Annotated in this window: 18 protein-coding genes; 9 read left to right on the top strand and 9 right to left on the bottom strand. The window is 75.2% G+C overall.

Annotation, left to right across the window (positions count from 1 at the left end; all coding sequences use genetic code 11):
* Positions 1-3: 3 nt before the first annotated feature.
* The 3 genes from ctaD to ACYQBY_RS09635 all read left to right on the top strand — a co-directional run bounded on the left by ctaD (position 4) and on the right by ACYQBY_RS09635 (position 2,906).
* Entirely contained in the window at positions 4-1,719 is a 1,716-nt protein-coding gene (ctaD, locus tag ACYQBY_RS09645) for an aa3-type cytochrome oxidase subunit I (protein WP_459643859.1), read from the top strand.
* A gap of 1 nt (position 1,720) precedes the next feature.
* A complete protein-coding gene (locus ACYQBY_RS09640; protein ID WP_459643637.1) occupies positions 1,721-2,122 on the top strand; it encodes a cytochrome c oxidase subunit 4 in 402 nt (133 codons plus the stop codon).
* Positions 2,123-2,276: 154 nt separating this feature from the next.
* Complete coding sequence (locus ACYQBY_RS09635) at positions 2,277-2,906, top strand: maleylpyruvate isomerase family mycothiol-dependent enzyme (RefSeq protein WP_459643636.1); 630 nt, start codon at positions 2,277-2,279, stop codon at positions 2,904-2,906.
* Between the two features lie 22 nt (positions 2,907-2,928).
* Here the strand turns inward: ACYQBY_RS09635 and ACYQBY_RS09630 are convergent, their stop codons facing one another.
* Positions 2,929-3,294 (bottom strand): TfoX/Sxy family protein, encoded by a 366-nt coding sequence (locus tag ACYQBY_RS09630; RefSeq protein WP_459643635.1) that lies wholly within the window; start codon positions 3,292-3,294, stop codon positions 2,929-2,931.
* A 401-nt stretch (positions 3,295-3,695) separates the two neighbouring features.
* On the opposite strand from ACYQBY_RS09630, the gene ACYQBY_RS09625 reads away from it, so the two are divergent.
* On the top strand, positions 3,696-4,667 hold the full coding sequence (locus ACYQBY_RS09625; RefSeq protein ID WP_459643634.1) for an LGFP repeat-containing protein: 972 nt from the start codon (positions 3,696-3,698) through the stop codon (positions 4,665-4,667).
* Between the two features lie 67 nt (positions 4,668-4,734).
* Here ACYQBY_RS09625 and qcrB read toward each other — a convergent pair whose 3' ends face one another.
* From qcrB to ctaE, 4 genes are all read right to left on the bottom strand, one after another.
* Positions 4,735-6,408: a cytochrome bc1 complex cytochrome b subunit gene (gene qcrB, locus ACYQBY_RS09620; protein ID WP_459643633.1), complete on the bottom strand. Its 1,674-nt coding sequence runs from the start codon at positions 6,406-6,408 to the stop codon at positions 4,735-4,737.
* Positions 6,405-7,475 carry a cytochrome bc1 complex Rieske iron-sulfur subunit gene (gene qcrA / locus ACYQBY_RS09615; RefSeq protein ID WP_459643632.1) on the bottom strand — a complete coding sequence of 357 codons (1,071 nt, stop codon included), beginning with the start codon at positions 7,473-7,475 and terminating at the stop codon, positions 6,405-6,407. Before qcrA ends, qcrB begins: the two co-directional genes overlap by 4 nt.
* A 70-nt stretch (positions 7,476-7,545) precedes the next feature.
* Positions 7,546-8,394 (bottom strand): cytochrome bc1 complex diheme cytochrome c subunit, encoded by an 849-nt coding sequence (gene qcrC / locus ACYQBY_RS09610; RefSeq protein ID WP_459643631.1) that lies wholly within the window; start codon positions 8,392-8,394, stop codon positions 7,546-7,548.
* Between the two features lie 61 nt (positions 8,395-8,455).
* Positions 8,456-9,112, bottom strand: a complete 657-nt coding sequence (gene ctaE / locus ACYQBY_RS09605) for an aa3-type cytochrome oxidase subunit III (RefSeq protein ID WP_459643630.1) — start codon at positions 9,110-9,112, stop codon at positions 8,456-8,458.
* A 160-nt stretch (positions 9,113-9,272) separates the two neighbouring features.
* On the opposite strand from ctaE, the gene trpD reads away from it, so the two are divergent.
* The gene (trpD, locus tag ACYQBY_RS09600) at positions 9,273-10,388 is read left to right on the top strand and encodes an anthranilate phosphoribosyltransferase (RefSeq protein ID WP_459643629.1); all 1,116 of its coding nucleotides are present in this window, start codon (positions 9,273-9,275) and stop codon (positions 10,386-10,388) included.
* Positions 10,389-10,436: 48 nt separating this feature from the next.
* Here the strand turns inward: trpD and ACYQBY_RS09595 are convergent, their stop codons facing one another.
* Positions 10,437-10,718 (bottom strand): Lrp/AsnC family transcriptional regulator, encoded by a 282-nt coding sequence (locus ACYQBY_RS09595; RefSeq protein ID WP_459643628.1) that lies wholly within the window; start codon positions 10,716-10,718, stop codon positions 10,437-10,439.
* Positions 10,715-12,577, bottom strand: a complete 1,863-nt coding sequence (locus tag ACYQBY_RS09590; RefSeq protein ID WP_459643627.1) for a DEDD exonuclease domain-containing protein — start codon at positions 12,575-12,577, stop codon at positions 10,715-10,717. The genes ACYQBY_RS09595 and ACYQBY_RS09590 overlap by 4 nt, the downstream gene beginning before the upstream one ends.
* Positions 12,578-12,806: 229 nt before the next feature.
* Here ACYQBY_RS09590 and ACYQBY_RS09585 point away from each other — a divergent pair, with 229 nt between their 5' ends.
* The 4 genes from ACYQBY_RS09585 (at position 12,807) to ACYQBY_RS09570 (ending at position 17,137) form a co-directional block, all read left to right on the top strand.
* Positions 12,807-14,261 (top strand): NYN domain-containing protein, encoded by a 1,455-nt coding sequence (locus ACYQBY_RS09585; RefSeq protein WP_459643626.1) that lies wholly within the window; start codon positions 12,807-12,809, stop codon positions 14,259-14,261.
* 103 nt (positions 14,262-14,364) lie between these two features.
* Positions 14,365-14,595 (top strand): hypothetical protein, encoded by a 231-nt coding sequence (locus tag ACYQBY_RS09580; RefSeq protein ID WP_459643625.1) that lies wholly within the window; start codon positions 14,365-14,367, stop codon positions 14,593-14,595.
* A 113-nt stretch (positions 14,596-14,708) separates the two neighbouring features.
* On the top strand, positions 14,709-15,965 hold the full coding sequence (locus tag ACYQBY_RS09575) for a hypothetical protein (RefSeq protein WP_459643624.1): 1,257 nt from the start codon (positions 14,709-14,711) through the stop codon (positions 15,963-15,965).
* Complete coding sequence (locus tag ACYQBY_RS09570; protein ID WP_459643623.1) at positions 15,962-17,137, top strand: glycosyltransferase family 4 protein; 1,176 nt, start codon at positions 15,962-15,964, stop codon at positions 17,135-17,137. The genes ACYQBY_RS09575 and ACYQBY_RS09570 overlap by 4 nt, the downstream gene beginning before the upstream one ends.
* On the opposite strand, the gene ACYQBY_RS09565 is transcribed toward ACYQBY_RS09570, so the two are convergent.
* Both ACYQBY_RS09565 and ACYQBY_RS09560 read right to left on the bottom strand, forming a co-directional pair.
* Positions 17,052-18,494, bottom strand: a complete 1,443-nt coding sequence (locus ACYQBY_RS09565) for a hypothetical protein (RefSeq protein ID WP_459643622.1) — start codon at positions 18,492-18,494, stop codon at positions 17,052-17,054. The two genes, ACYQBY_RS09570 and ACYQBY_RS09565, sit on opposite strands and share 86 nt — an antisense overlap.
* Positions 18,495-18,524: 30 nt before the next feature.
* Positions 18,525-20,324, bottom strand: a complete 1,800-nt coding sequence (locus ACYQBY_RS09560) for an AMP-dependent synthetase/ligase (protein WP_459643621.1) — start codon at positions 20,322-20,324, stop codon at positions 18,525-18,527.
* Between the last annotated feature and the right edge of the window lie 131 nt (positions 20,325-20,455).

The following is a 20,455-nucleotide window of genomic DNA, read 5'->3' as shown; positions in this document are numbered from 1 at the left end:
CCGATGGGGATGACCACCCCCCGCACCGCGGGCAGCGTCGTCACCAAGTGGATCACGAGCACCGACCACAAGGTGATCGGGAACCTCTACTTCATCACCTCCTTCGTCTGGTTCCTCATCGGCGGGGTCATGGCCCTGCTCATCCGGGCGGAGCTCTACGCGCCCGGCATGCAGTTCGTGGACTCCAAGGACCAGTACAACCAGCTGTTCACGATGCACGGCACGATCATGCTGCTGCTGTTCGCGACGCCGCTGTTCGCCGCCTTCGCCAACGCGATCATGCCGCTGCAGATCGGCTCGCCCGACGTGGCGTTCCCGCGGCTGAACATGCTGTCGTACTGGATCTACCTCTTCGGCGGGATCATCGCCGGTGCGGGCTTCCTCACCCCGCAGGGCGCGGCGAGCTTCGGCTGGTTCGCGTACACGCCGCTGTCGGACTCGGTGCACTCGCCGGGCCTCGGCGGTGACCTGTGGGTGTTCGGTCTCGCCTTCGGTGGTTTCGGCACCATCCTCGGCGCCGTCAACTTCGTCACCACGATCATCTGCATGCGCGCCCCGGGCATGACGATGTTCCGGATGCCGATCTTCACCTGGAACATCCTCATCACCAGCGTGCTGGTGCTGATGGCCTTCCCGGTGCTGGCCGCCGCCCTGCTGGCCCTCGGCGCGGACCGCGTCATGAGCGCCCACGTCTACGAGGCCGCGCACGGCGGGCCGATGCTGTGGCAGCACCTGTTCTGGTTCTTCGGGCACCCCGAGGTCTACATCATCGCGCTGCCGTTCTTCGGCATCATCACGGAGATCATCCCCGTCTTCAGCCGCAAGCCCGTCTTCGGCTACAAGGGCCTGGTCTTCGCGACCATCTCCATCGCCGGCCTCTCGGTGACGGTCTGGGCGCACCACATGTACGTCACGGGCAAGGTCCTGCTGCCGTTCTTCGCGCTCATGACCATGCTGATCGCGGTGCCCACGGGCCTGAAGTTCTTCACCTGGCTCGGCACGATGTGGCGCGGCTCGCTCACGTTCGACACGCCGCTGCTGTGGGCGATCGGCTTCCTGGTGACGTTCCTCTTCGGCGGACTGACCGGCATCATCCTGTCCTCGCCGCCGCTGGACTTCCACCTGTCCGACTCCTACTTCGTGGTGGCCCACTTCCACTACGTGGTCTTCGGCACGGTCGTCTTCGCGATGTTCGCCGGCTTCTACTTCTGGTGGCCCAAGTTCACCGGCAAGATGCTCGACGAGCGCCTCGGCAAGATCCACTTCTGGCTGCTGTTCGTCGGCTTCCACGCCACCTTCCTCATCCAGCACTGGCTGGGGGCCTCCGGCATGCCGCGCCGCTACGCGGACTACATGCCCGAGGACGGCTTCACCTCGATGAACCAGGTCTCCACCATCGGCTCCTTCCTGCTCGGTGCGTCGATCCTGCCGTTCCTGTGGAACGTCTACCGGACGGCGCTGAAGGCGCCGAAGGTCGACGTGGACGACCCCTGGGGCTACGGCAACTCCCTGGAGTGGGCGACGTCCTGCCCGCCGCCGCGGCACAACTTCACGACCCTGCCGCGCATCCGGTCCGAGCGTCCCGCGTTCGACCTGCACCACCCCGAGGTCCCGGGGCACGACACGCCCACGGCCAACAAGAACCTCCTGGACCACGTCTACGGCGAGGCCGACCTGTCCGGCCGCCAGGAGGACCTCCCCGGAAGGAAGGGGCACTGACATGAAGTCCGAGGTCTGGCTCTTCAGCGGCGGGGTGCTCTTCTTCGTCCCCGTGGCCTTCGTGTACGGCATCCTCACCAACTGGGGTGAGCTGGTCGGCTTCGTCGCCCTGCTGCTCACCGGCGGCCTGGCGATCCTCGTCGGCGGGTACCTCGCGGTGACCGCGGCCCGCATCGACGAGCGGCCCGAGGACAACCCCCGGGCAGACGTCACCGAGGGCGCGGGGGAGCAGGGCTTCTTCAGCCCCCACAGCTGGTGGCCCCTGGCCCTGTCCTTCGGCGCGGCACTCGTCTTCGCCGGTGCGGCCGTCGGCTGGTGGCTCGCCATGATCGGTGCGGTGCTCTCGGTCATCTTCCTCATCGGCTGGGTGTTCGAGTACTTCGTCGGGGAGCACGCCCACTGACGAGCCCCCCGTCGCACGCAGACCGCCGCGGTCCTCCTGGAGGACCGCGGCGGTCTGCGTCTGCCCGGGCGGTGCCCGGGCCGGGCGGCCGTCTCCCCGGACACCTGCGTGTCGTGCGGGCCCGGGGTGCGGCGCCGGGTGCCAGGATCGGCCCGTGGACGTGTTCGAGGAGATCGCCGACGAGCGTCGGGCCCTGGCGGACCAGGTCGAGGCCCTGAGCCCCGAGCAGCGGGCGACCAGGAGCCTGTGCCGGGCCTGGAGCGTCCAGGACGTCCTCGCGCACCTGGTCATGCCCCTCGAGGTGAGCACCCCGAAGCTCGTGCTGGCCGTGCTGCTGGCGGGTGGGAACTTCGACCGGGCGAACGAGCGGGTGACCCGGCGGCTGGCGCGGCGCCCCTTCGCCGAGATCGTGGACGTCCTGCGCCGCAAGGCCGGCACCCGGTTCACCCCGCCCGGATCGGGTCCGGAGGCGCCCCTGGTCGACGTGCTGGTGCACGGCCTGGACATCCGCCGGCCGCTGCAGCTGCACCGCGACATCCCCGGACCGCGGCTGCGGACGGCGCTGACGTTCCTCATGACGGCACCCGCGGGCCTGGTGCCGCGGGGGGCGCTGAGCGGCCTGCGGTTCGAGGCGCAGGACGTCGACTGGGCGCACGGCAGCGGACCGGTGGTGAGCGGCACGGCCGAGGCGCTCCTGCTGGCCGTCACCGGCCGGGCCGCGGGTCTCGACACCCTCGCCGGCGACGGCCTCCCCACCCTGCGCGGGCGGCTCGCGCCGGGCTGACGGCGCCCGCGCGGAGGAGGACCTACCGCGGCCCGATCCTCGGCTTCCGACCTCCGCCGGAGCCCTCCGCGTGGAACTCCAGGGCCGCCGCCATCCAGTACGCGAGGTCCTCCTCCGCGGCGACGGCCTCCGCGTCGACCGCGATCCACCCCGGGCCCATCGAGCGGCCCGCGCCCATCTCGGCCCGCCCGGCGCCCGGCCTCTCCAGGTGCCGGGCACCGCTCCCCGGCGCGACTCGCACGAGCAGGCCGGAGCCACCGCAGGAGACGCAGACGAGCATGCGCTCGTCCACCATGAAGGCCAGCCCGCCGAACATCTTCACCTCGCGGACCTCGCGTCCGGCCAGCGCCGCCCGGACGCGCTCCGCCACCCCTGAGTCGTACGGCACGACGGCCACTCCTCCCGATCGACGACCGGCTGCTGCCGGGACGCCCGTCATCCTCGACCCTCCGGCCGCCTCCGGCGCGCACCGGCCGCGGTGCGTCACCGCCTCCGGAGGCGCGGCTCGCGGCGGAGGCACGCGGCTCGTCCGCGCACGGTGCGAGCCGGGGGAGTGCGGGGTCGCCGCGTGGAGCGGTTTCCCGGTGGCCCCCGGCGGGTCCGGTGCCGTGCACCTGGCCGCGGCAGGGCCGGGCCGCAGCCCTCTGGGGGCGCCGGACCGGGCGCCGTGTCAACGCGCGCGCCCGGGAGCGCGTCTACCTGGTAGCTGCTTCTCCTCCCGCCGCGACGGTGCGGACGGGGCGATGCGGCCGGCAACCGTTCCGCGCGTCCCAGTCACCGGAGACTCCCATGCGCCGTCCACCGCTCCCTGCCCTCGCGATCCTGCTCACCGCCTGCGCCGCTCTGGGCGCCGTGTGCGCGAGCCCCGTCGCGACCGCGTCCACTGGTACCGCTCCGGACCCCGCATCGTTCGGCGGGGCCATCGGCGAGCACTACCGGATGATGGGCGGCCCCGAGGAGTTCCTCGGCCTCCCGCTCACCCCGGAGCACCCCACCCCGGACGGCCGGGGCGCCTACGTGGTCTTCGAGGGCGGTTCGATCTACTTCTCGCCCTCCACCGGCGCGCACGAGGTCCACGGCGCCATCCGCGACCGCTGGGGGCGGCTCGGCTGGAAGGGGGGCCCTCTGGGGTTCCCCTCGAGCATCGAGTACCGGACGCTGCCCTCCGGTGGCGCCTACAGCGCCTTCGAGGGCGGCTCGCTGCACTGGAGCCCCGCCACGGGGGCCCACCTGGTGCGCGGCGCGATCCGCGACGCGTGGGGCGCGACGGGCTGGGAGGCCGGGCCGCTGGGTTTCCCGGTCAGTGACGAGTACGACGTCCCCGGCGGCAAGCGCTCGGACTTCCAGCACGGGCGCGTGACCTGGACCCCGGGCGGCGGGGCGAGGGTGAGCGCACCGTCCCCGCTCGCCGGCTGCGGCACCCGCACGGCCGGCGCCACCCCCGACCAGGCCGCGCACTGCCTCGTGCGGGCCTGGGACGCCGGGCGCGCGGACCTGGTGCGCGCCTGGTCCACCGACGAGGTGACCCGCGTCCTCCTCGACCCGGTGCACCGGTCCCTGCTGGACGGGATCCTCGGCCAGGCGGGCTGCACCACCGGGAGGGTCCCGGGCGCCCAGCCGCGCACCTCCACCGGCGTCGTCTGCCTCGTGGACCACTCCCACCCGGTCACCGCCGTCGCGGAGGAGGGCGCCTGGCTGGCCCTCGGCACCGGGCGGGACGAGCGGGGTGCTTTCGTCGAGGACGTCGCCTTCAGCGGCTGAAACGCGGGCCCGGACGCGCCGGAGGCCCGGCAGGAAGGATCCTGCCGGGCCTCCGGGGGAGCGGGCCTCAGCCCTGGGTGGTCAGCGAGTTCGTGATCTTCGCGCTGCCCTGCTCGGACGGGTCGATCGCCACGTGCTCGTCGTCGTGGTGGTGCTTCGCCGCCTCGAGCTCGGCCGGGGTCACCGGCTCGACGCGGTCGTCGAAGTAGAACCGCGACAGGCCGCGCTGGACCTTGCCGAGGAGCGAGTCGGGGCGGAAGCCCGCCCGCTCGTTCAGCTCCAGCGGGCGCTGCACCTCGTGCTGGACGAGGAGCCAGCGCTCGTGCTCCGACAGGGGAGCGTGGACCTCGATGAACTCCCCGTGCGGCAGGCGCACGATGCGCCCGGTCTCCCGGCCGTGGAGGACCTTCTCGCGGTCCCGGCGCTGCAGGCCGAGGCAGATGCGCTTGGTGACCCAGAACGCCAGCGGCGGCAGCACGAACAGCAGCAGGCGCAGGCCGCGCGTGATGTCGTTGATGCTGTAGTTCAGCACGTGGGCGATGATGTCGTTCCCACCGCTGATCATCAGGATCACGTAGAACGTCAGCGCCATCACGCCCAGGCCGGTGCGGGTGGGCTGGTTGCGCGGGCGGTCCAGCAGGTGGTGCTCGCGGTAGTCACCGGTCGCGATCTGCTCGATCCACGGGTACAGGCACAGCACGCCCATGACGGCCAGGATGATGACGGTCGTGGGGACGAAGACGTTCATGGAGAACGTGAAGCCCCACAGCGTGAACTCCCACCAGCCCGGCGTCAGGCGCACCGCGCCGTCCAGCCACCCCATGTACCAGTCCGGCTGGGAGCCGGCGGTCACGGGGGAGGGGTCGTAGGGGCCGTACGCCCAGATCGGGTTGATCGACACGAACGCCGAGATGAGGGCGACGATGCCGAAGACGATGAAGAAGAAGCCACCGGCCTTGGCCATGTACACCGGGTAGAGCGGGAAGCCCACGACGTTGTCGTTGGTGCGGCCCGGGCCGGGGTACTGCGTGTGCTTGTGGATGACCACGAGCATGAGGTGACCCACGATCAGGGCCAGCATCACCGCGGGCAGCAGCAGCACGTGGATCGTGTAGAAGCGCGGGATGAGCGCGTGCCCCGGGAACTCGCCCCCGAACAGGAAGAAGCTCATGTAGGTGCCGACCACCGGCACCGCCAGGGTGATCGCCTGGGCGATGCGGATGCCCGTGCCGGAGAGCAGGTCGTCGGGGAGGGAGTACCCGGTGAAGCCCTCGAACACGGCGAGGATGGCGAGGATCGCGCCGATGACCCAGTTGATCTCACGCGGCTTGCGGAACGCGCCGGTGAAGAACACCCGGAACATGTGGACCACGGTGGACGCCACGAAGATCAGCGCCGCCCAGTGGTGGACCTGGCGGATGATCAGGCCGCCGCGCACGTCGAAGGAGATCGCCAGCGAGGAGGCGTAGGCCTCCGACACGTGCTGGCCGGCCAGGGGGGCGTAGATGCCCTCGTAGGTCACCTCCCCGGCGCTGGGCACGTAGAAGAACGTGAGGAACGTGCCCGTCAGCAGCAGGATGACGAAGGTGTAGAGGGCGATCTCGCCCAGCATGAAGGACCAGTGGTCCGGGAAGACCTTGCGTGCGAATCCGTTGACGATCTTGCTCGCGCCGGCGGTGTCGTCGGCGAAGTTGGCGACGGCCGCGGCGGCACGGTCCTGCGCCTTGGTCTGCGGGCTCATCCGCGCTCCCAGAAGGACGGGCCGACGGCCTCGGAGAATGGCCCGTTGGCCACCAGGTACCCCTCGTCGTCGACGGTGATCGGCAGTTGGGGGAGCGGCCGCTTGGCCGGTCCGAAGACCACCTTCGCGCCGCGCTCCACGTCGAAGGTCGACTGGTGGCACGGGCACAGCAGGTGGTGCGTGGTCTGCTCGTACAGCGCCACGGGGCAACCCATGTGCGTGCAGATCTTCGAGTAGGCCACGATGCCGTCGACGAGCCAGTCCAGGTTCGTCGGAGCGGAGAACTCCTCCGGCTTCAGGCGCATGAGCAGGACCGCGGCCTTGCCCTTCTCGGCCAGCAGGTCCTCCCCGGTCTCCTCGATGCCCTCGGGCATGACGTGGACGACCGAGCCGAGGGTGACGTCGGCCGCGAGGATGCGCCCGCCCTCGGGGTCCTTCACCAGGTGCTTGCCCTCCTCCCAGAACGTGCGGAAGAGCGCGTCACCGGGCAGGGGGCCGGTGTCCCGGAAGAAGAACAGGGCCGGGATCGGGAAGATCGCCAGGGCGGCGATCATCGTGTTGCGGATGAGCGGACGACGGCCCAGGGCCGCCTCGTCCGCGCCCTCCTTGAGGATGGCCACCGCCTTGGCCCGCTCGGCGTCCGTGCCGCGCTGGCGGTGGCGGTAGTCGATGCGCTCGTCGTCCGGCAGCAGCGTCTTGGCCCAGTGGACGGCGCCGACACCGATGCAGAACAGCGAGAGGAACATCGCGAAGCCGATCGCCTTGGTCGACCAGCTCACGACCTCCAGGCGTTCCTTGTACTCGCCGTGGCCCTCGTACTTGATGCCGACGATGGCGGCGATGACCCCGAGGGTGCCGATCATCGAGAGCAGGAACAGGCTCGCCACCTGGCGCTCGGCGCGCTTGGCGGCCTTCGGGTCGACGTCACCGAGGCGGTGGCGGTGCTCCGGCAGGCCCGGGTCGCCGAACCGTTCGAGGTCCTGCGACCCCGAGACGGTGCTGACCGCGGTGCTGCTGCCGTGCGCCGGGCTGGGCGGCTGGTCCGCCGGCTGGATCTGCTGGGTCATCGTTCCTGTCCTGTCGCTGCGCGCGGCTGCTCCGCCACCTGCACCTGAACCGTCTGGGGCTGCGGTCGGCTCACGAGGACTTCATCCCCAGCCAGACCGCGCAGCCGATGAGGAGGCCGATCCCGACGAACCAGGCGAACAGGCCCTCGCTCACCGGGCCGAGGTAACCCAGGGGGTGCCCGCCCGGCTCCGGCTGGCTGTGGATCGACTTCAGGAAGCCGATGATCGCCTTCTTGTCCTCGGGGGAGACCGTGTTGTCGTTGAACACCGGCATCGACTGCGGGCCGGTCGACATCGCCTCGTAGATGTGGCGCTCGGAGACGTTGAAGAGGCTCGGCGCCTCCTTGCCCTTCGTCAGCGCGCCACCGGCACCGGCGAAGTTGTGGCACATCGCGCAGTTGGTCCGGAAGATGTTCGACCCGCGGGAGATCTCCTCCTCCGTCAGGTCGGAGGTGTCGAGGTACTCCTCCGCCGGGACCGCCGGGCCGGGGCCCAGGGAGGCGATGTAGGCGCCCATCTGGTCGATCTGCTCCTGCGAGTAGCGGATCTTCTTCGAGGGCACCGCCTGCGGGCCCTGCATGACCAGCGGCATGCGCCCGGTGCCGACCTGGAAGTCCACCGCGGCGGCACCCACCCCGACGAGGGAGGGGCCGGTGACGCCCGTGTTGCCGTCGTCGTCGAGGGCGTAGGGGTCACCGCCCTCGCCGTTGAGGCCGTGGCAGGTGGCGCAGTTGGCGAGGAACAGCTTCTCGCCCTCGGCGATGTCGTCCTGGGAGGGAGCCGCGGCCTGCGCCCTCGCCTGCTGCGGCGCCAGGGTGGCGTACAGGCCGCCGGTCAGGGTCAGGGCCAGTGCGATCAGCAGCACGACGGCCAGGGGGTGGCGGCGGCGCGCGCTGAGCGCGGAGAGGGTCCTGGTCACGGTCGTCGAGCTCGCTTCCGTCGTTGCTGGGCTGGCGGGTGCGCTGGTCGCGGGCGGGAGGTCACTTCAGGATGTAGATCACGGCGAACAGGCCGATCCACACCACGTCCACGAAGTGCCAGTAGTAGCTGACCACGATCGCGCTGGTCGCCTCCTGGTGGCCGAAGCGGCGCGCGGCGAAGGCGCGGCCGATGACCATCAGGAAGGCGATGAGGCCACCCACCACGTGGAGGCCGTGGAAGCCGGTCGTCAGGTAGAAGACCGAGCCGTAGCCGTTGGTGCTGATGGACAGCCCCTCGTGGATCAGCTCGGCGTACTCCAGCACCTGCCCGGCGACGAAGATCGCACCGAAGATGTACGTGAGGACGAACCACTCCACGAGGCCCCAGCGCTTGAAGTCCAGCAGCCCGCCGGTGCGCCGCGGCTGGAAGCGCTCGGCGGCGAACACGCCGAACTGGCACCACAGCGACGAGATCACCAGGATGGCCGTGTTCACGCTGGAGAACGGGATGTTGAGCATCGCCGGTCCGGTCTCCCACATCTCCGGGGCGACCGAGCGGATCGTGAAGTACATGGCGAAGAGCCCGGCGAAGAACATGAGCTCGCTCGACAACCACACGATCACCCCCACCGACACGACGTTGGGCCGGTTGACGGAGCCGTGGGCCGGGCTCGGTGTGCTGCTCTGGACTGCCTGTGCGCTCGCCACGATCGTCATTATTGCCCCATGCGCTGCGTAACGACCTGCCCGCCCCGCTGCACCGGCCGGTGAGCCTCGCCACAGGACCCGGCGGGCGCCCCCGCGCCGACCCGCCGTCGGTACGCTCGGCGCCGCCGGTGAGCGCCCGCCGCCGGAGCCGCCGCCGCCGGAAGGCACCATGACCAGCTCCCCGCACCCGCCCGCGCCCGTGCCCGCGACGACCGGGTCCGGCGGCTCCACCTGGACCGAGCTGATCACCCGACTCGTTGCGGGGGAGGACCTCGACGCCACCGCCACGGGCTGGGCGATGGACCAGGTGATGTCCGGTGACGCGCTGGACGTGCAGCTCGCCGGCTTCCTCGTGGCGCTGCGGGCCAAGGGCGAGACGGTCGCGGAGCTGGAGGGGCTCGCCTCGGCGATGCTCTCCCACGCCGTCGCGCTCAGCGTCCCCGGGCCCGCCGTCGACCTCGTCGGCACCGGCGGTGACCGTGCACGCACGGTGAACATCTCGACGATGGCCTCCCTGGTCCTGGCCGCCGCGGGCCACCGCGTCGTCAAGCACGGCAACCGGGCCGCGTCCTCCTCCTGCGGCTCCGCGGACCTGCTGGAGGAGCTCGGCGTGCGGCTCGACCTGCCCCCCGCGCGCGTGGCGGAGGTCGCCGTCGAGGCCGGCATCACCTTCTGCTTCGCCCAGGTCTTCCACCCCGCCATGCGGCACGCGGCGCCGACCCGCCGTGCCCTGGGCATCCCCACCGCCTTCAACGTGCTGGGCCCCCTCACCAACCCGGCCCAGCCGCAGGCCGCGGCCGTGGGCGTCGCCTTCGAGCGGATGGCGCCCCTGGTGGCCGGCGTCCTCGCCCGCCGCGGCACCAGCGCCCTGGTCTTCCGCAGCGACGACGGCCTCGACGAGCTCACCACCGTCTCCCCCGCCCGCATCTGGGCCACCGCCCCGGGCGGGCGGGTCGCCGAGCGCCGCCTCGACGCCGTCGCCGAGCTGGGGATGGCCCCCTGCACGCTGGAGGACCTGCGCGGCGACGACGCGCGGCACAACGCGGGCGTGGCCCGGGACCTCCTCGCGGGCCGGCGCGGGCCGGTGCGCGACGCCGTCGTCCTCAACGCGGCCGCCGCGATGGTGGCCGCCGGGGTGCGGGCGCCCGGTGCGGCGGAGGGGGCCGGGGTCCTGGAGCACCTGCCCGCCCACCTCGCCGAGGGCGTGCGGCGCGCGCAGGAGTCGCTGGACTCCGGTGCCGCCGCCGCCGTGCTGGAGCGCTGGGTGGCGGTCACCGCGGCCTGAGCGGCGCGGCCCGGGCACACCGGAGCGCCGGGCCGGCCCGGCGGGCGGTCAGTCCCCGAGACCGAGGGAGAAGGCCGTCTCCAGGTCGTGGCGCGAGTGCGTGCGGAAGGCGATGTTCGTCACCGTGTGCAGCACCCCCTCCACCTGGTTGACCTGGCCCGCGATGACGTCGGCGAGCTCCTCGTGCCGGCGCACGCGCACCATCACCACGAGGTCCACCTCACCGGTCACGGAGTACACCTCCGACACGCCGGGCAGCTCGGCCAGCTCCGCGGCGACCTCCGGGATGCGCCGGGGGTCGGTCCTGACCTGCACGATGGCGGTGATCACGCTGGCAGCGTAGCCGCCGGCCCCGGGCCCGTCGCGGGGTCCTGCGGCCCCGCCGGCGCCGTGCCGGCCGCCCAGCGGTGGCGCGCCCCGGCGGCACCGTGCACGGGGCTCGCCCACGGCGCCTCCTCCGCGCCGGTCACGTCCACCAGCCGCACCCCGGGCTGCTCCAGCCACGCCAGCACCCGCTCGGTCTCCGCGGGCAGCGCCGCCGCGCCCGGCCGCTGCGGGACCGGCACCGCCTCGCCCGTCGCCCGCAGCGCCTCCACGTACGGCATCGGATCCGCGCCCAGGGGCGTCACCGTGGTGCCCGCCAGGCGCCCGTACCGCACGAGCACCAGCTCCCACCCGCCCGTCGGCCACCCCGGCCGCGGCGTGGGACGCCGTGCCGCCACCAGCTCCGGGCACGCCACCAGCGGGGCGCGCCGCTGCGCGGCGGAGGCCACCCGCAGGTACGCGTCCAGCCGGTCGCGCTGCTCGCCGGCCTCCTCGTAGCGCTCCTGCGCGGCCAGCTGCGCCATCCGCCGCTGCAGCGCCGCCACCGCCTCGCGCGCGTCCGTGGCGATCGCCGCGCGCACCGCCGCCACCACCTGCGCGTAGCCGGCGGCGTCCTGCCCGCCGCGGGCGGTCCCCAGGCACGGCGCACCGCAGCGGCCCATCTCGGCCAGCACGCACGCCGCGGGACCGTCGGGGCCGGGGGAGCGCGGGATCCGCCGGGTGCACTGGCGCAGCGGGAACGCCTCGTGCAGCGCCGCCACCGCCAGCTCCGCCGAGCGCGGGCTGGAGAAGGGACCCAGGTAGGCCGCGCCCTCCTCGCCGCGCACCTCGCGCACCACCGACAGCCGCGGCCACGCCTCCGCGGTCAGCTTCACCCACGGGTTGCGCTCCGGGCGGCGCGAGCGGCGGTTGTACGGCGGGTCGTGCTCGGCGATGAGCCGCAGCTCCCGCACCTCCGCCTCCAGCGCCGTCGCGCACACCACCGGCGTCACCGAGGCCGCCAGCCGCACCATCTCCGTCATCCGCGGCCGCGTCTCCGACGCCGTGAAGTACGAGCGCACGCGGGTGCGCAGGTCCACCGACGTGCCGACGTAGAGGACGCGCCCGGCGCCGTCGCGGAACAGGTACACCCCCGGCGCCGAGGGCAGCCCCAGGGCCAGGTGCCGCTTGGCGCGGCGCGCCGGCGCCACTCGGGAGGTGAAGGTGGCCAGGTCCTCCAGCGTCGTGACACCCGAGCCGCCGAGGCGGGCCAGCAGCGCGTGCAGCACGTCCACCGTGGCGCGCGCGTCGGACAGGGCGCGGTGGTCGGGGACGGTCGTGGCCCCGAAGAGACGGGCGAGGGTGCCGAGCTTGCGGTCGGGGGCCTCGTCCCGGCTCACCAGCAGCCGCGCCAGGCGGACGGTGTCCACCACCTCCGGCGCCGGCCACCGCAGCCCGTTGCGCGCGCAGCCCGCCTTGAGGAACGAGACGTCGTAGCCGGCGTTGTGCGCCACGAGCACGGCGCCGGAGGCGAACTCCAGGAAGCTCGGCAGCACCTGCGCCAGCCGGGGGGCGCCCGCGACCATGGAGTCGGTGATGCCGGTCAGCAGCGCCACGAACGCCGGGATGCCCACCCCGGGGTTCACGAGCGTCTGGAACTCCCCGAGGATCTCCCCGCCGCGGACCTTCACCGCCCCGATCTCGGTGATCCCGGCGTCCGCGGGCGCCCCGCCGGTGGTCTCCAGGTCGACGACCACGAAGGTCACGTCGTGCAGGGGACGCCCCAGGTCGTCGATGCTGGTCTGCACCGGGTGCACGGGGGACGGCACCGCAGGGCGCCCGGGCGAGGGGACGCCGGCCCTGGTGCGCTGGGGAAGGGCGCCCATGGGGCGCCACGATAAGGGGCCGCGCGGACAGCGCGGGCCAGGCGCCACGTGGCCCGCGCCACCCCGTCAGGGGCGCCGGGCCCGGCGGTGCCACGACGAGGGGACGGCAGTGGGAGATCCGGCAGGACCAGACGGCGGCCACCCGGTGGGCCACGGCCCGGCGGCGGCCGCCGGCCACGGGTGCGGGCAGGTGCTGCCCGGGGAGCCCGCGCTGCCGCCGGAGGGGCCCGTGCACACCCGCCTGCTCGCCGTGGCCGCCGAGGCCCTGGGGGCGATGGAGGAGGCGGACGTCCCGGCGCCCCTGCGGCGGGTGCGCCGCTTCGCCCCCGCCCGGCGGGCGCGCGCCGGGGCGCAGCCGCTGGCCGCCCGCCTGGCCTCCGACGCCTCCTTCCGCGAGGCCGTGGCCCGGGCGTGGGCGGCGGGTGGCTCCGCGACGGCCGCCGCCCTGCTCACCGCCGGGGAGGCGCAGGACGGGGCGCAGGACGGGGCGCAGGACGGGGCGCAGGACGGGGCGCAGGACGGGGCGCAGGACGGGGCGCAGGACGGGGCGCAGGACGGGGCGCAGGACGGGGCGGCCCCCGGACGGGACGCGGCCGGTCCCGCGGACGCCGACCCCACTGCTGGTCCTGCGGACGCCGACCCGGTCGAGGCGGCCGTCGCCGCCTACCTGCTGCGGCCGCCGGGGTGGGCGCAGCAGCTGGCCCGCGGCCTGGACAGCGCCGCCGAGGACACCGCACGCCGCCGGGCGGCCGCGCAGGCCGAGCGGCAGGAGCGCGAGCTCGGAGCCCTGCGCGAGCGTGAGACGACGGCGCGGGAGGAGGCCGCGGGGCTGCGCGGCCGGGTCGAGGCCCTCACCGAGGAGCTCAGCGCCTCGCGCCGGGCCGAGCGGCGCTCCCGCTCCGACGCCGACCGGGCGCGCGCCGCGCAGCGGGCCGCCGAGGCCGCCGCCGCCGCCGCGGAGGAGGCGCTGTCCTCGGCCCGGGAGCAGCTGGAGCACGAGCGCCGCCGCGCCGACGCCGCCGGGCAGCAGCTCGCCGAGGGCACCGCCGCGGCCCAGCAGGCCGGGCGCCGCGCCCGGGCCGCCGACGAGGTCCGCCTGCGCCTGCTGCTCGACACCATCCTCGACGCCGCCGCCTCCCTCCGCCGCGAGCTGGCGCTGCCACCGGCGGACCGCTCGCCCGCGGACCTGCTCGTGGAGGAGCTGCTGGCCGGGGGCGTGGCGCAGGAGGCGCCGGCCGCCTCCATCGGGCCGCGGGCGCAGGCCCCCACCGACCCGGCCGCGCTCGACGACCTCCTGGCGCTGCCGCGCGTGCACCTGGTGGTGGACGGCTACAACGTCACCAAGCTCGGCTTCGGGCAGCTCCCGCTCGTGGAGCAGCGCCGCCGCCTCGTGGACGGGCTCGGTGCGATCGCCGCCCGCACCGGTGCGGAGGTGACGTGCTGCTTCGACGGCAGCGACTCCGTGGGGCCGGTGCCCTCGGCGAGCACCCGGCGGGTGCGGGTCGTCTTCAGCGCCACGGGCACCACGGCCGACGAGGTGATCCGGCGGCTGGTGCGCGCCGAACCGCCCGGCCGGCCGGTCGTCGTGGTCTCCGACGACGGGGAGGTCGTCTCCGGGGTGCGTGCCGCGGGTGCGCGCCCGGTCTCCTCGCGGGCGCTGCTGGCCCGGCTGAACCGCGGCTGACCTCGCGGCGGGGGGTCGTGTCGGACCCGGCACCTAGCGTGGTATCCGCTGGTCGGAGGACCTGCCGGGCGAGGGCAGCCCGCGACGGTGTCGGAGGTGCCGGATGCTCATCGACTGCAACAGCTGCACGGCCCGGCCGCTGGCCTGCGACGGGTGCGTCGTCACCGTGCTGCTGGGCGGGCCCGCCAGCGCGCTGCCGGACCTGGACGAGGCGGAGCAGGCCGCGATCGGTGTCCTGGCGGGTTCGGGGCTGGTGCCGCCCCTGCGGCTCACCCGCGAACCCGGGCAGGGGGCCCCCCGCGCTCCCCGCCGGACCTCGCGCCGGGCCGGCTGACCCGCGGCGCCCGGCCCGCCGCCCGGTCGTGCCGGTCGGCGCAGGACCCGGCCGGTCGGCACCGGCCGGTCGGCACCCGGCCGGGCCGCCGGGCGCCGCCTACGATCGCGGACGTGGCGACGAGCAGACGCGGGCTCCTGTGCGCCGCGGGTGCGCTGGGGCTCGCGGCGTGCGCCGGGGCACCGGCCACCCCGACACCGCGGGGCACGCCGCCGGTGCCGGCCGGTGCCCGCGACGGCATCAGCGCGCTCCTCGCCGCCCGCGGCCGCGCGCTCGTGGCGGGCCGGGCGGTGGACGTCCTGGCCGGGATCGACCGGCACGACCCGCTCTTCGCGGCCTCCCAGGAGGCGGCCGCCGCGGCGCTGCTGGACGTCGGCGTCAGCGCCTGGGAGGCCGAGGTGCTCGGCGTGCGGCCGGCCGGCCGCGAGCGGGAGCGCGAGCTCGGCGCCCCCGCGGTCCACGCCGACGTCGCGGTCCGCGAGCGCCTCGCGGGGGAGGAGCTGCCCGTGCGCTCGGGAGCCACGCTCACCGCCGTGCTGCGGGGGAGGAGGTGGCTGCTCGCGGGCGCCGAGGGGCCCGCCACCGGCCTGTGGGACTCCGGTCCCCTCACCACCCACCGCACCGGCCGGGCCCTGGTGCTCGCCGCCCCGGCCGCCGCCGGCCTCGCCGCGTCCGTGGCGGAGGTCTGCGACGACGCCGCGCGCCGTGTCGACGCCGCGTGGGGGACGGGCTGGCCCCGCCGCACCACGGTCCTCCTCCCCGCCACCGCCGCCGGGGCCGCCCGGCTGCTGGACCTGGCACCCGGTGCCCTCGCGCCGTACGCCGCCCTCGCCGCGGGGGACGCCTCCGTGGCCGGCACGGGCGTGCGCGTCGTCGTGCAGCCGGAGGTGTTCGGCGCCCTGAGCGGCACCGGGCGCTCCGTCGTCCTCACCCACGAGCTCGTGCACGCCGCCGGCCGCGCCGGTCCCGGTCTGCGCGGCACCGGCGGCGCGCCGCGCTGGCTCGTGGAGGGCGGCGCGGACCTGGTCGCCCGCGAGGGCCGGGACCTCGACGCCCGCGAGCTGGCCCGGCCCCTGCTGGAGCGGGTCCGCGCCGGGGAGGAGCCGCGGGTGCCGGCCGACGCCGACTTCGCGCCGGGCGCGGACGCCGCCGGCCTGCAGGTGGCCTACGCCGCGGCCTGGTCGCTGTGCGCGTCGCTGGCCCGCCACCACGGCGTCGCCGCCGTCGTGCAGCTGCAGCGCACGCTGGCCCGCGCGCAGGCGGGCACGGGTGCGCAGGAGCCGGCCGCCCGCGTCCTCGGCGAGGACCTCGGCGCCGCCGTCGCCCGCTGGCGCGCGGAGGTCCGCTCCTCGCTGGTGGGCTGGGCGTGAGCGGACCGCACGCGGGCGGGCGGGGCAGGACGCTCGTCGTCACCAACGACTTCCCCCCGCGCGCCGGCGGCATCGAGACCTTCGTCCTGCACGTGGCCCGGCGCCTGCCCCCGGGGCGGGTCGTCGTGCACACCGCCTCCCAGCGCGGGGACCGGGCCTTCGACGCGACGCTGCCCTTCCCCGTGGTGCGCGACCCCTCCCCGCTGCTGGTGCCCACGCCCGCCATCACCCGGCGCGTCGTCGCCACCGCCCGCGCCGAGGGCTGCGACAGCGTGTGGTTCGGCGCCGCGGCACCGCTGGCCCTCATGGCGCCCGCCCTGCGCCGCGCGGGGGTGCGGCACCTCGTCGCCACCACCCACGGCCACGAGGTGTGGTGGTCCACCCTGCCGGGCTCCCGGTCCCTGCTGCGGCGCATCGGGGAGGGCGTCGACGTCGTCACCTACCTCAACGCCTGGTGCCGCGCGCGGGTGGAGCGGCCCCTGACCCCCGCCGCGCGGGAGCGCATGCGCCGGCTCGTGCCCGGTATCGACGTGGACCTCTTCGCCCCCGGCCGCGGGGGCGCGCAGGTGCGCCGACGCCACGGTCTCGGCACCCGCCCCGTCGTGGTGTGCGTCTCCCGCCTGGTGGCCCGCAAGGGGCAGGACGTCCTCGTCCGGGCGATGCCCGCGATCCGCCGCGAGGTGCCGGACGCGGCGCTCCTGCTCGTCGGCGACGGGCCGCGCCGCGCCGCCCTGGAGCGGCTCGTGGACCGCCTGGGGCTGCGCGGGTGCGTGGTCCTCACCGGCGCGGTGTCCTGGCAGGACGCCCCGGCGCACTACGACGCGGGGGACGTGTTCTGCATGCCGGCCCGCACCCGGCTGGCCGGGCTGGAGCCGGAGGCGCTGGGCACCTGCTACCTGGAGGCCGCCGCGTGCGGGCTGCCGGTGGTCGCGGGGAACTCCGGCGGCGGGCCGGACTCCGTGCTCGTCGGCGAGGGCGGCCGGGTCGTCGACGGCCGCGACCCCGGGGCCGTCGCGGCGGCGGTGGCCGGCTACCTGCGCGACCCCGGCCTGGCGCGGCGCAGCGGCCTGCGCGGGCGGGAGTGGGTCAGCGCGCGCTGGCGCCCGGAGGTGACGGTCGCACGCCTGGAGCGGATGCTGGCCGGGCTGGATCCGGACGAGCCGGGGCCGTGAGGGCGGACGGGGCGGTGCGGGTGGACCCGGGCGCGGACGGGGACGTGGGCGCGGACCCGGGCGCGGACGCGGCGCCGGAGGCCGCCCACGCCAGGAGCAGCAGCGCACCCACGAGCCAGTACTGGTTGTAGAACGCCTGCTTGTTCACCAGGTTCGCCACGAGCAGCACCACGGCGCACCACAGCAGCGCCCCGTCCAGCCCGGCGGGTCGGCGGCGCAGCGCCCAGCACGCCGCCACCACGCTCGCCAGGACCACACCGCCCACGAGGGGCAGGGGCGCGGCCACGCCGAACTCGTGCAGCAGCAGCAGGTAGGCGGTGTCGGCGAAGCGCAGCGGCGGCAGGTCCCGCATCACCTCCACGGTGTCGTGCCAGAACGCGCCCGGCCCGGCGAGCAGCCACGGCAGCACGAGGACCCCGGCCGCGCCCGCGGTGGCCGCGGTGCGCCGCAGCCCGAACCCGGGCCACGCCGCCAGCAGGGGCAGCAGCAGCGCCGCGTGCTGCTTGGAGGCGACGGCCACGGCGAGGGGGAGCACCGCCCAGCCCGGGCGCCCGCGGGCCACGAGCAGCGCCCAGCCGGCGAGGCCGACGAGCACGGTGGGCTCCGTCCAGGCCTGCTCCACGAGGGTGCTGGAGCCGGGGGTCAGCAGCAGCAGGCACGCCGCCGCCAGGGCCGGCCCGCGCCAGCGGCCGGTGGCCGCGAGGAGCAGCGCGGACCCCGCGACGAGCGCGGCCAGCGCCCAGCGCACGTCCCCGGCCAGCCACCGGCCCGGCGCGGTGAGCACCACCGTCCACGGCAGGTACGCGAACGCGTCCTGGATGCCGGGGGAGCCGCGCCACGTCTGCTCGTAGGCCGAGCGGCCCTGCGCCAGCCCGTCCGCGGCCTGCTGGAGGATCACCCACACGTCGATGCGCGGCTGCGGGTCGCCCACGACGACGGCCGCGCCGGAGAGCGCGGAGGCGGCCAGCGCGATCCCGAGGGCCGCTCCCGGCCCGGCCCGCCACCGCGGCGCCAGCGCCCAGCACAGGGCGGCGGCGGCGGAGGCGGAGGCCAGCCCGGCCAGCACCAGGCGCACCGTCGCGGGCGGTGCGTAGGAGAACGCGGGGACCAGCGCGTGCACGGCGGCGGTGGCACCGAGGGCCGCGGCGGCGAGCACGTGCACCGGCAGCGCGCGCCGGGGCCGGCGCCGGGTCAGGGCGGCCGCCGCGAGCAGCGCGGCCACGGCGACGTACCCGGCGACCAGCCACCAGCGGTAGCGCACGACGCTGTGGGTGGCGAGCGCCAGCAGGACGCCCCAGCCGGCGAGCAGGGGCGGCCACGGCAGGGCCCGCGGCCCGGGGTCCGCGGGCCGCGTCACGAACCGTGCGGGGTCATGCGACGTGCGGGGTCACGAGCCGTACATCGCCTCGACGTCGTCGCCCCAGGCGGCCATCACGGCCTCCCGCCGCACCTTCATCGACGGGGTGAGGAACCCGTTCTCGATGGTCAGGTCGTCGGTGAGGACCCGGAACCGCTTGATGGACTCCGCGCGGCTCACCGTGGTGTTGGCCCCGTCGACGGCCCGCTGCAGCTCGGCGAGGACGTCGGGGTCCTGCCGGGCGGTGGCCACGTCGAGGCCGGGCTTGCCGTTGTTGGCGCCCCACACGGGCAGCATCTCCGGGTCCAGCGTCAGCAGGCACCCGATGAAGGGCCGCTGGTCGCCCACGACGACGGCCTGGGAGATCAGCGGGTGCGCCCGCAGGCGGTCCTCCAGCGGAGCGGGCGCCACGTTCTTGCCCGCCGCGGTGACGAGGATCTCCTTCTTGCGGCCGGTGATGCGCAGGAAGCCGTCGTCGTCGAGCTCGCCGAGGTCGCCGGTGAGGAACCAGCCGTCGCGGAACGCCGCGGCGGTGGCCTCGGGGTTGTTCAGGTACTCGGCGAAGACGTTGAGGCCGCGCACGAGGACCTCCCCGTCGGGGGCGATGGCCACGTCCACACCGGGCAGCGGCGGGCCGACCGTGCCGATCCGGATGCGGCTGGGGCGCCCGACCGCCAGCGGCGCGGCGGTCTCGGTGAGGCCGTAGCCCTCCAGGACGGTGAGGCCGACGCCGCGGAAGAAGTGCGAGAGGTGCTCGCCCATGGGTGCGCCCCCGGAGACGGCGTACTCGACCTTGCCGCCGAGGCGGGCACGCAGCTTGGAGTAGACGAGCCGGTCGAACAGCACGTGCCGGGCGCGCAGCAGGGGCCCGGGGCCACCGGTGTCCAGGGCACGGCTCCACGCGATGGCGGTGGCGGCCGCCCCGGCGAAGATCTTCGCCTTGACGGGCCCGCCGGCCGCGGCCTTCTGCTCGGCGCCGTTGTAGACCTTCTGGAACACCCGGGGCACGGCGAGGATGAACGTGGGGTGGAAGGAGCCGAGGTCGTCGACCAGCTCCTTCGGGTCGACCGTGTGCCCCATCGTGATGCGCCCGGTGAGGCAGAGCACCTGGATGAAGCGCGCGAAGACGTGCGCGAGCGGCAGGAAGATCACGGTGGAGGCGTTCGGCGCCTGGGTGATCTCGTGGATGGCGGCGTCGGCGTTGCGCGCCAGGTCCAGGAAGTGCCGGTGCTGCAGCACGCAGCCCTTGGGGCGCCCGGTGGTGCCGGAGGTGTAGATGATCGTGGCCATGTCGTCCGGGCGGACGGCGCGGCGGCGCTCCTCCAGCTCGGAGTCCAGGATGTCCCGGCCGGCGGCGGCGAGCTCGTCGAGGGAGCCGGAGTCGATCGTCCACACGTCGCGCAGCCGCGGCAGGCCGGCGCGCACCGAGGCGACCGCCCCGGCGTGGGTGGTGTTCTCCACGATGCAGGCCACCGCGGCGGAGTCCTCCAGCATCCAGGCGATCTGCTCGGGGGAGGACGTCTCGTAGACGGGCACGGTGACGGCGCCGGCGAACCAGACGGCGACGTCGGTGAGGGTCCACTCGTAGCGGGTGCGCGACATCAGGCCCACGCGGTCCCCGGGCCGCACGCCGGCGGCGACGAGGCCCTTGGCCAGCCCCGTGACCTCGTCGAGGAACTGCTTGGCGGTGACGTCGACCCAGCGGCCACCGGGGCCCTTGCGGCGGATGCTCACGCGCCCGGGGTCGGTGCGGGCGGCCTCGACGACGGGGTCGGTGAGGTTGCCGCTGGTGGCGAGCGGGACGAGGGGAGCCTCGCTGGTCGTGCGCACGGTGTCCTCCTCGAAGGTCCCGCCGTCCTCGTCGAGCGGCGGTGAGCTGACCGTGCAGCGGACACTACCGGCCGCCGGGCGGCGCCGCTGGCAGGTCGCCGGAACCGGTCGCGGGTGTCGCGGCGGGCGGG

Source organism: Kineococcus anabasis, from assembly GCF_054590795.1.
The sequence above is the reverse complement of the archived record's forward strand: the minus strand, read 5'-3'. Positions and strand labels throughout refer to the sequence as shown.

Coding starts and splice junctions, on each gene's coding strand:
- ctaD (WP_459643859.1), top strand. CDS start 4: ATGGGGATGACCACCCCCCGCACCGCGGGCAGCGTCGTCACCAAGTGG.
- ACYQBY_RS09640 (WP_459643637.1), top strand. CDS start 1,721: ATGAAGTCCGAGGTCTGGCTCTTCAGCGGCGGGGTGCTCTTCTTCGTC.
- ACYQBY_RS09625 (WP_459643634.1), top strand. CDS start 3,696: ATGCGCCGTCCACCGCTCCCTGCCCTCGCGATCCTGCTCACCGCCTGC.
- qcrB (WP_459643633.1), bottom strand. CDS start 6,408: ATGAGCCCGCAGACCAAGGCGCAGGACCGTGCCGCCGCGGCCGTCGCC.
- qcrA (WP_459643632.1), bottom strand. CDS start 7,475: ATGACCCAGCAGATCCAGCCGGCGGACCAGCCGCCCAGCCCGGCGCAC.
- ctaE (WP_459643630.1), bottom strand. CDS start 9,112: ATGACGATCGTGGCGAGCGCACAGGCAGTCCAGAGCAGCACACCGAGC.
- trpD (WP_459643629.1), top strand. CDS start 9,273: ATGACCAGCTCCCCGCACCCGCCCGCGCCCGTGCCCGCGACGACCGGG.
- ACYQBY_RS09590 (WP_459643627.1), bottom strand. CDS start 12,577: ATGGGCGCCCTTCCCCAGCGCACCAGGGCCGGCGTCCCCTCGCCCGGG.
- ACYQBY_RS09580 (WP_459643625.1), top strand. CDS start 14,365: ATGCTCATCGACTGCAACAGCTGCACGGCCCGGCCGCTGGCCTGCGAC.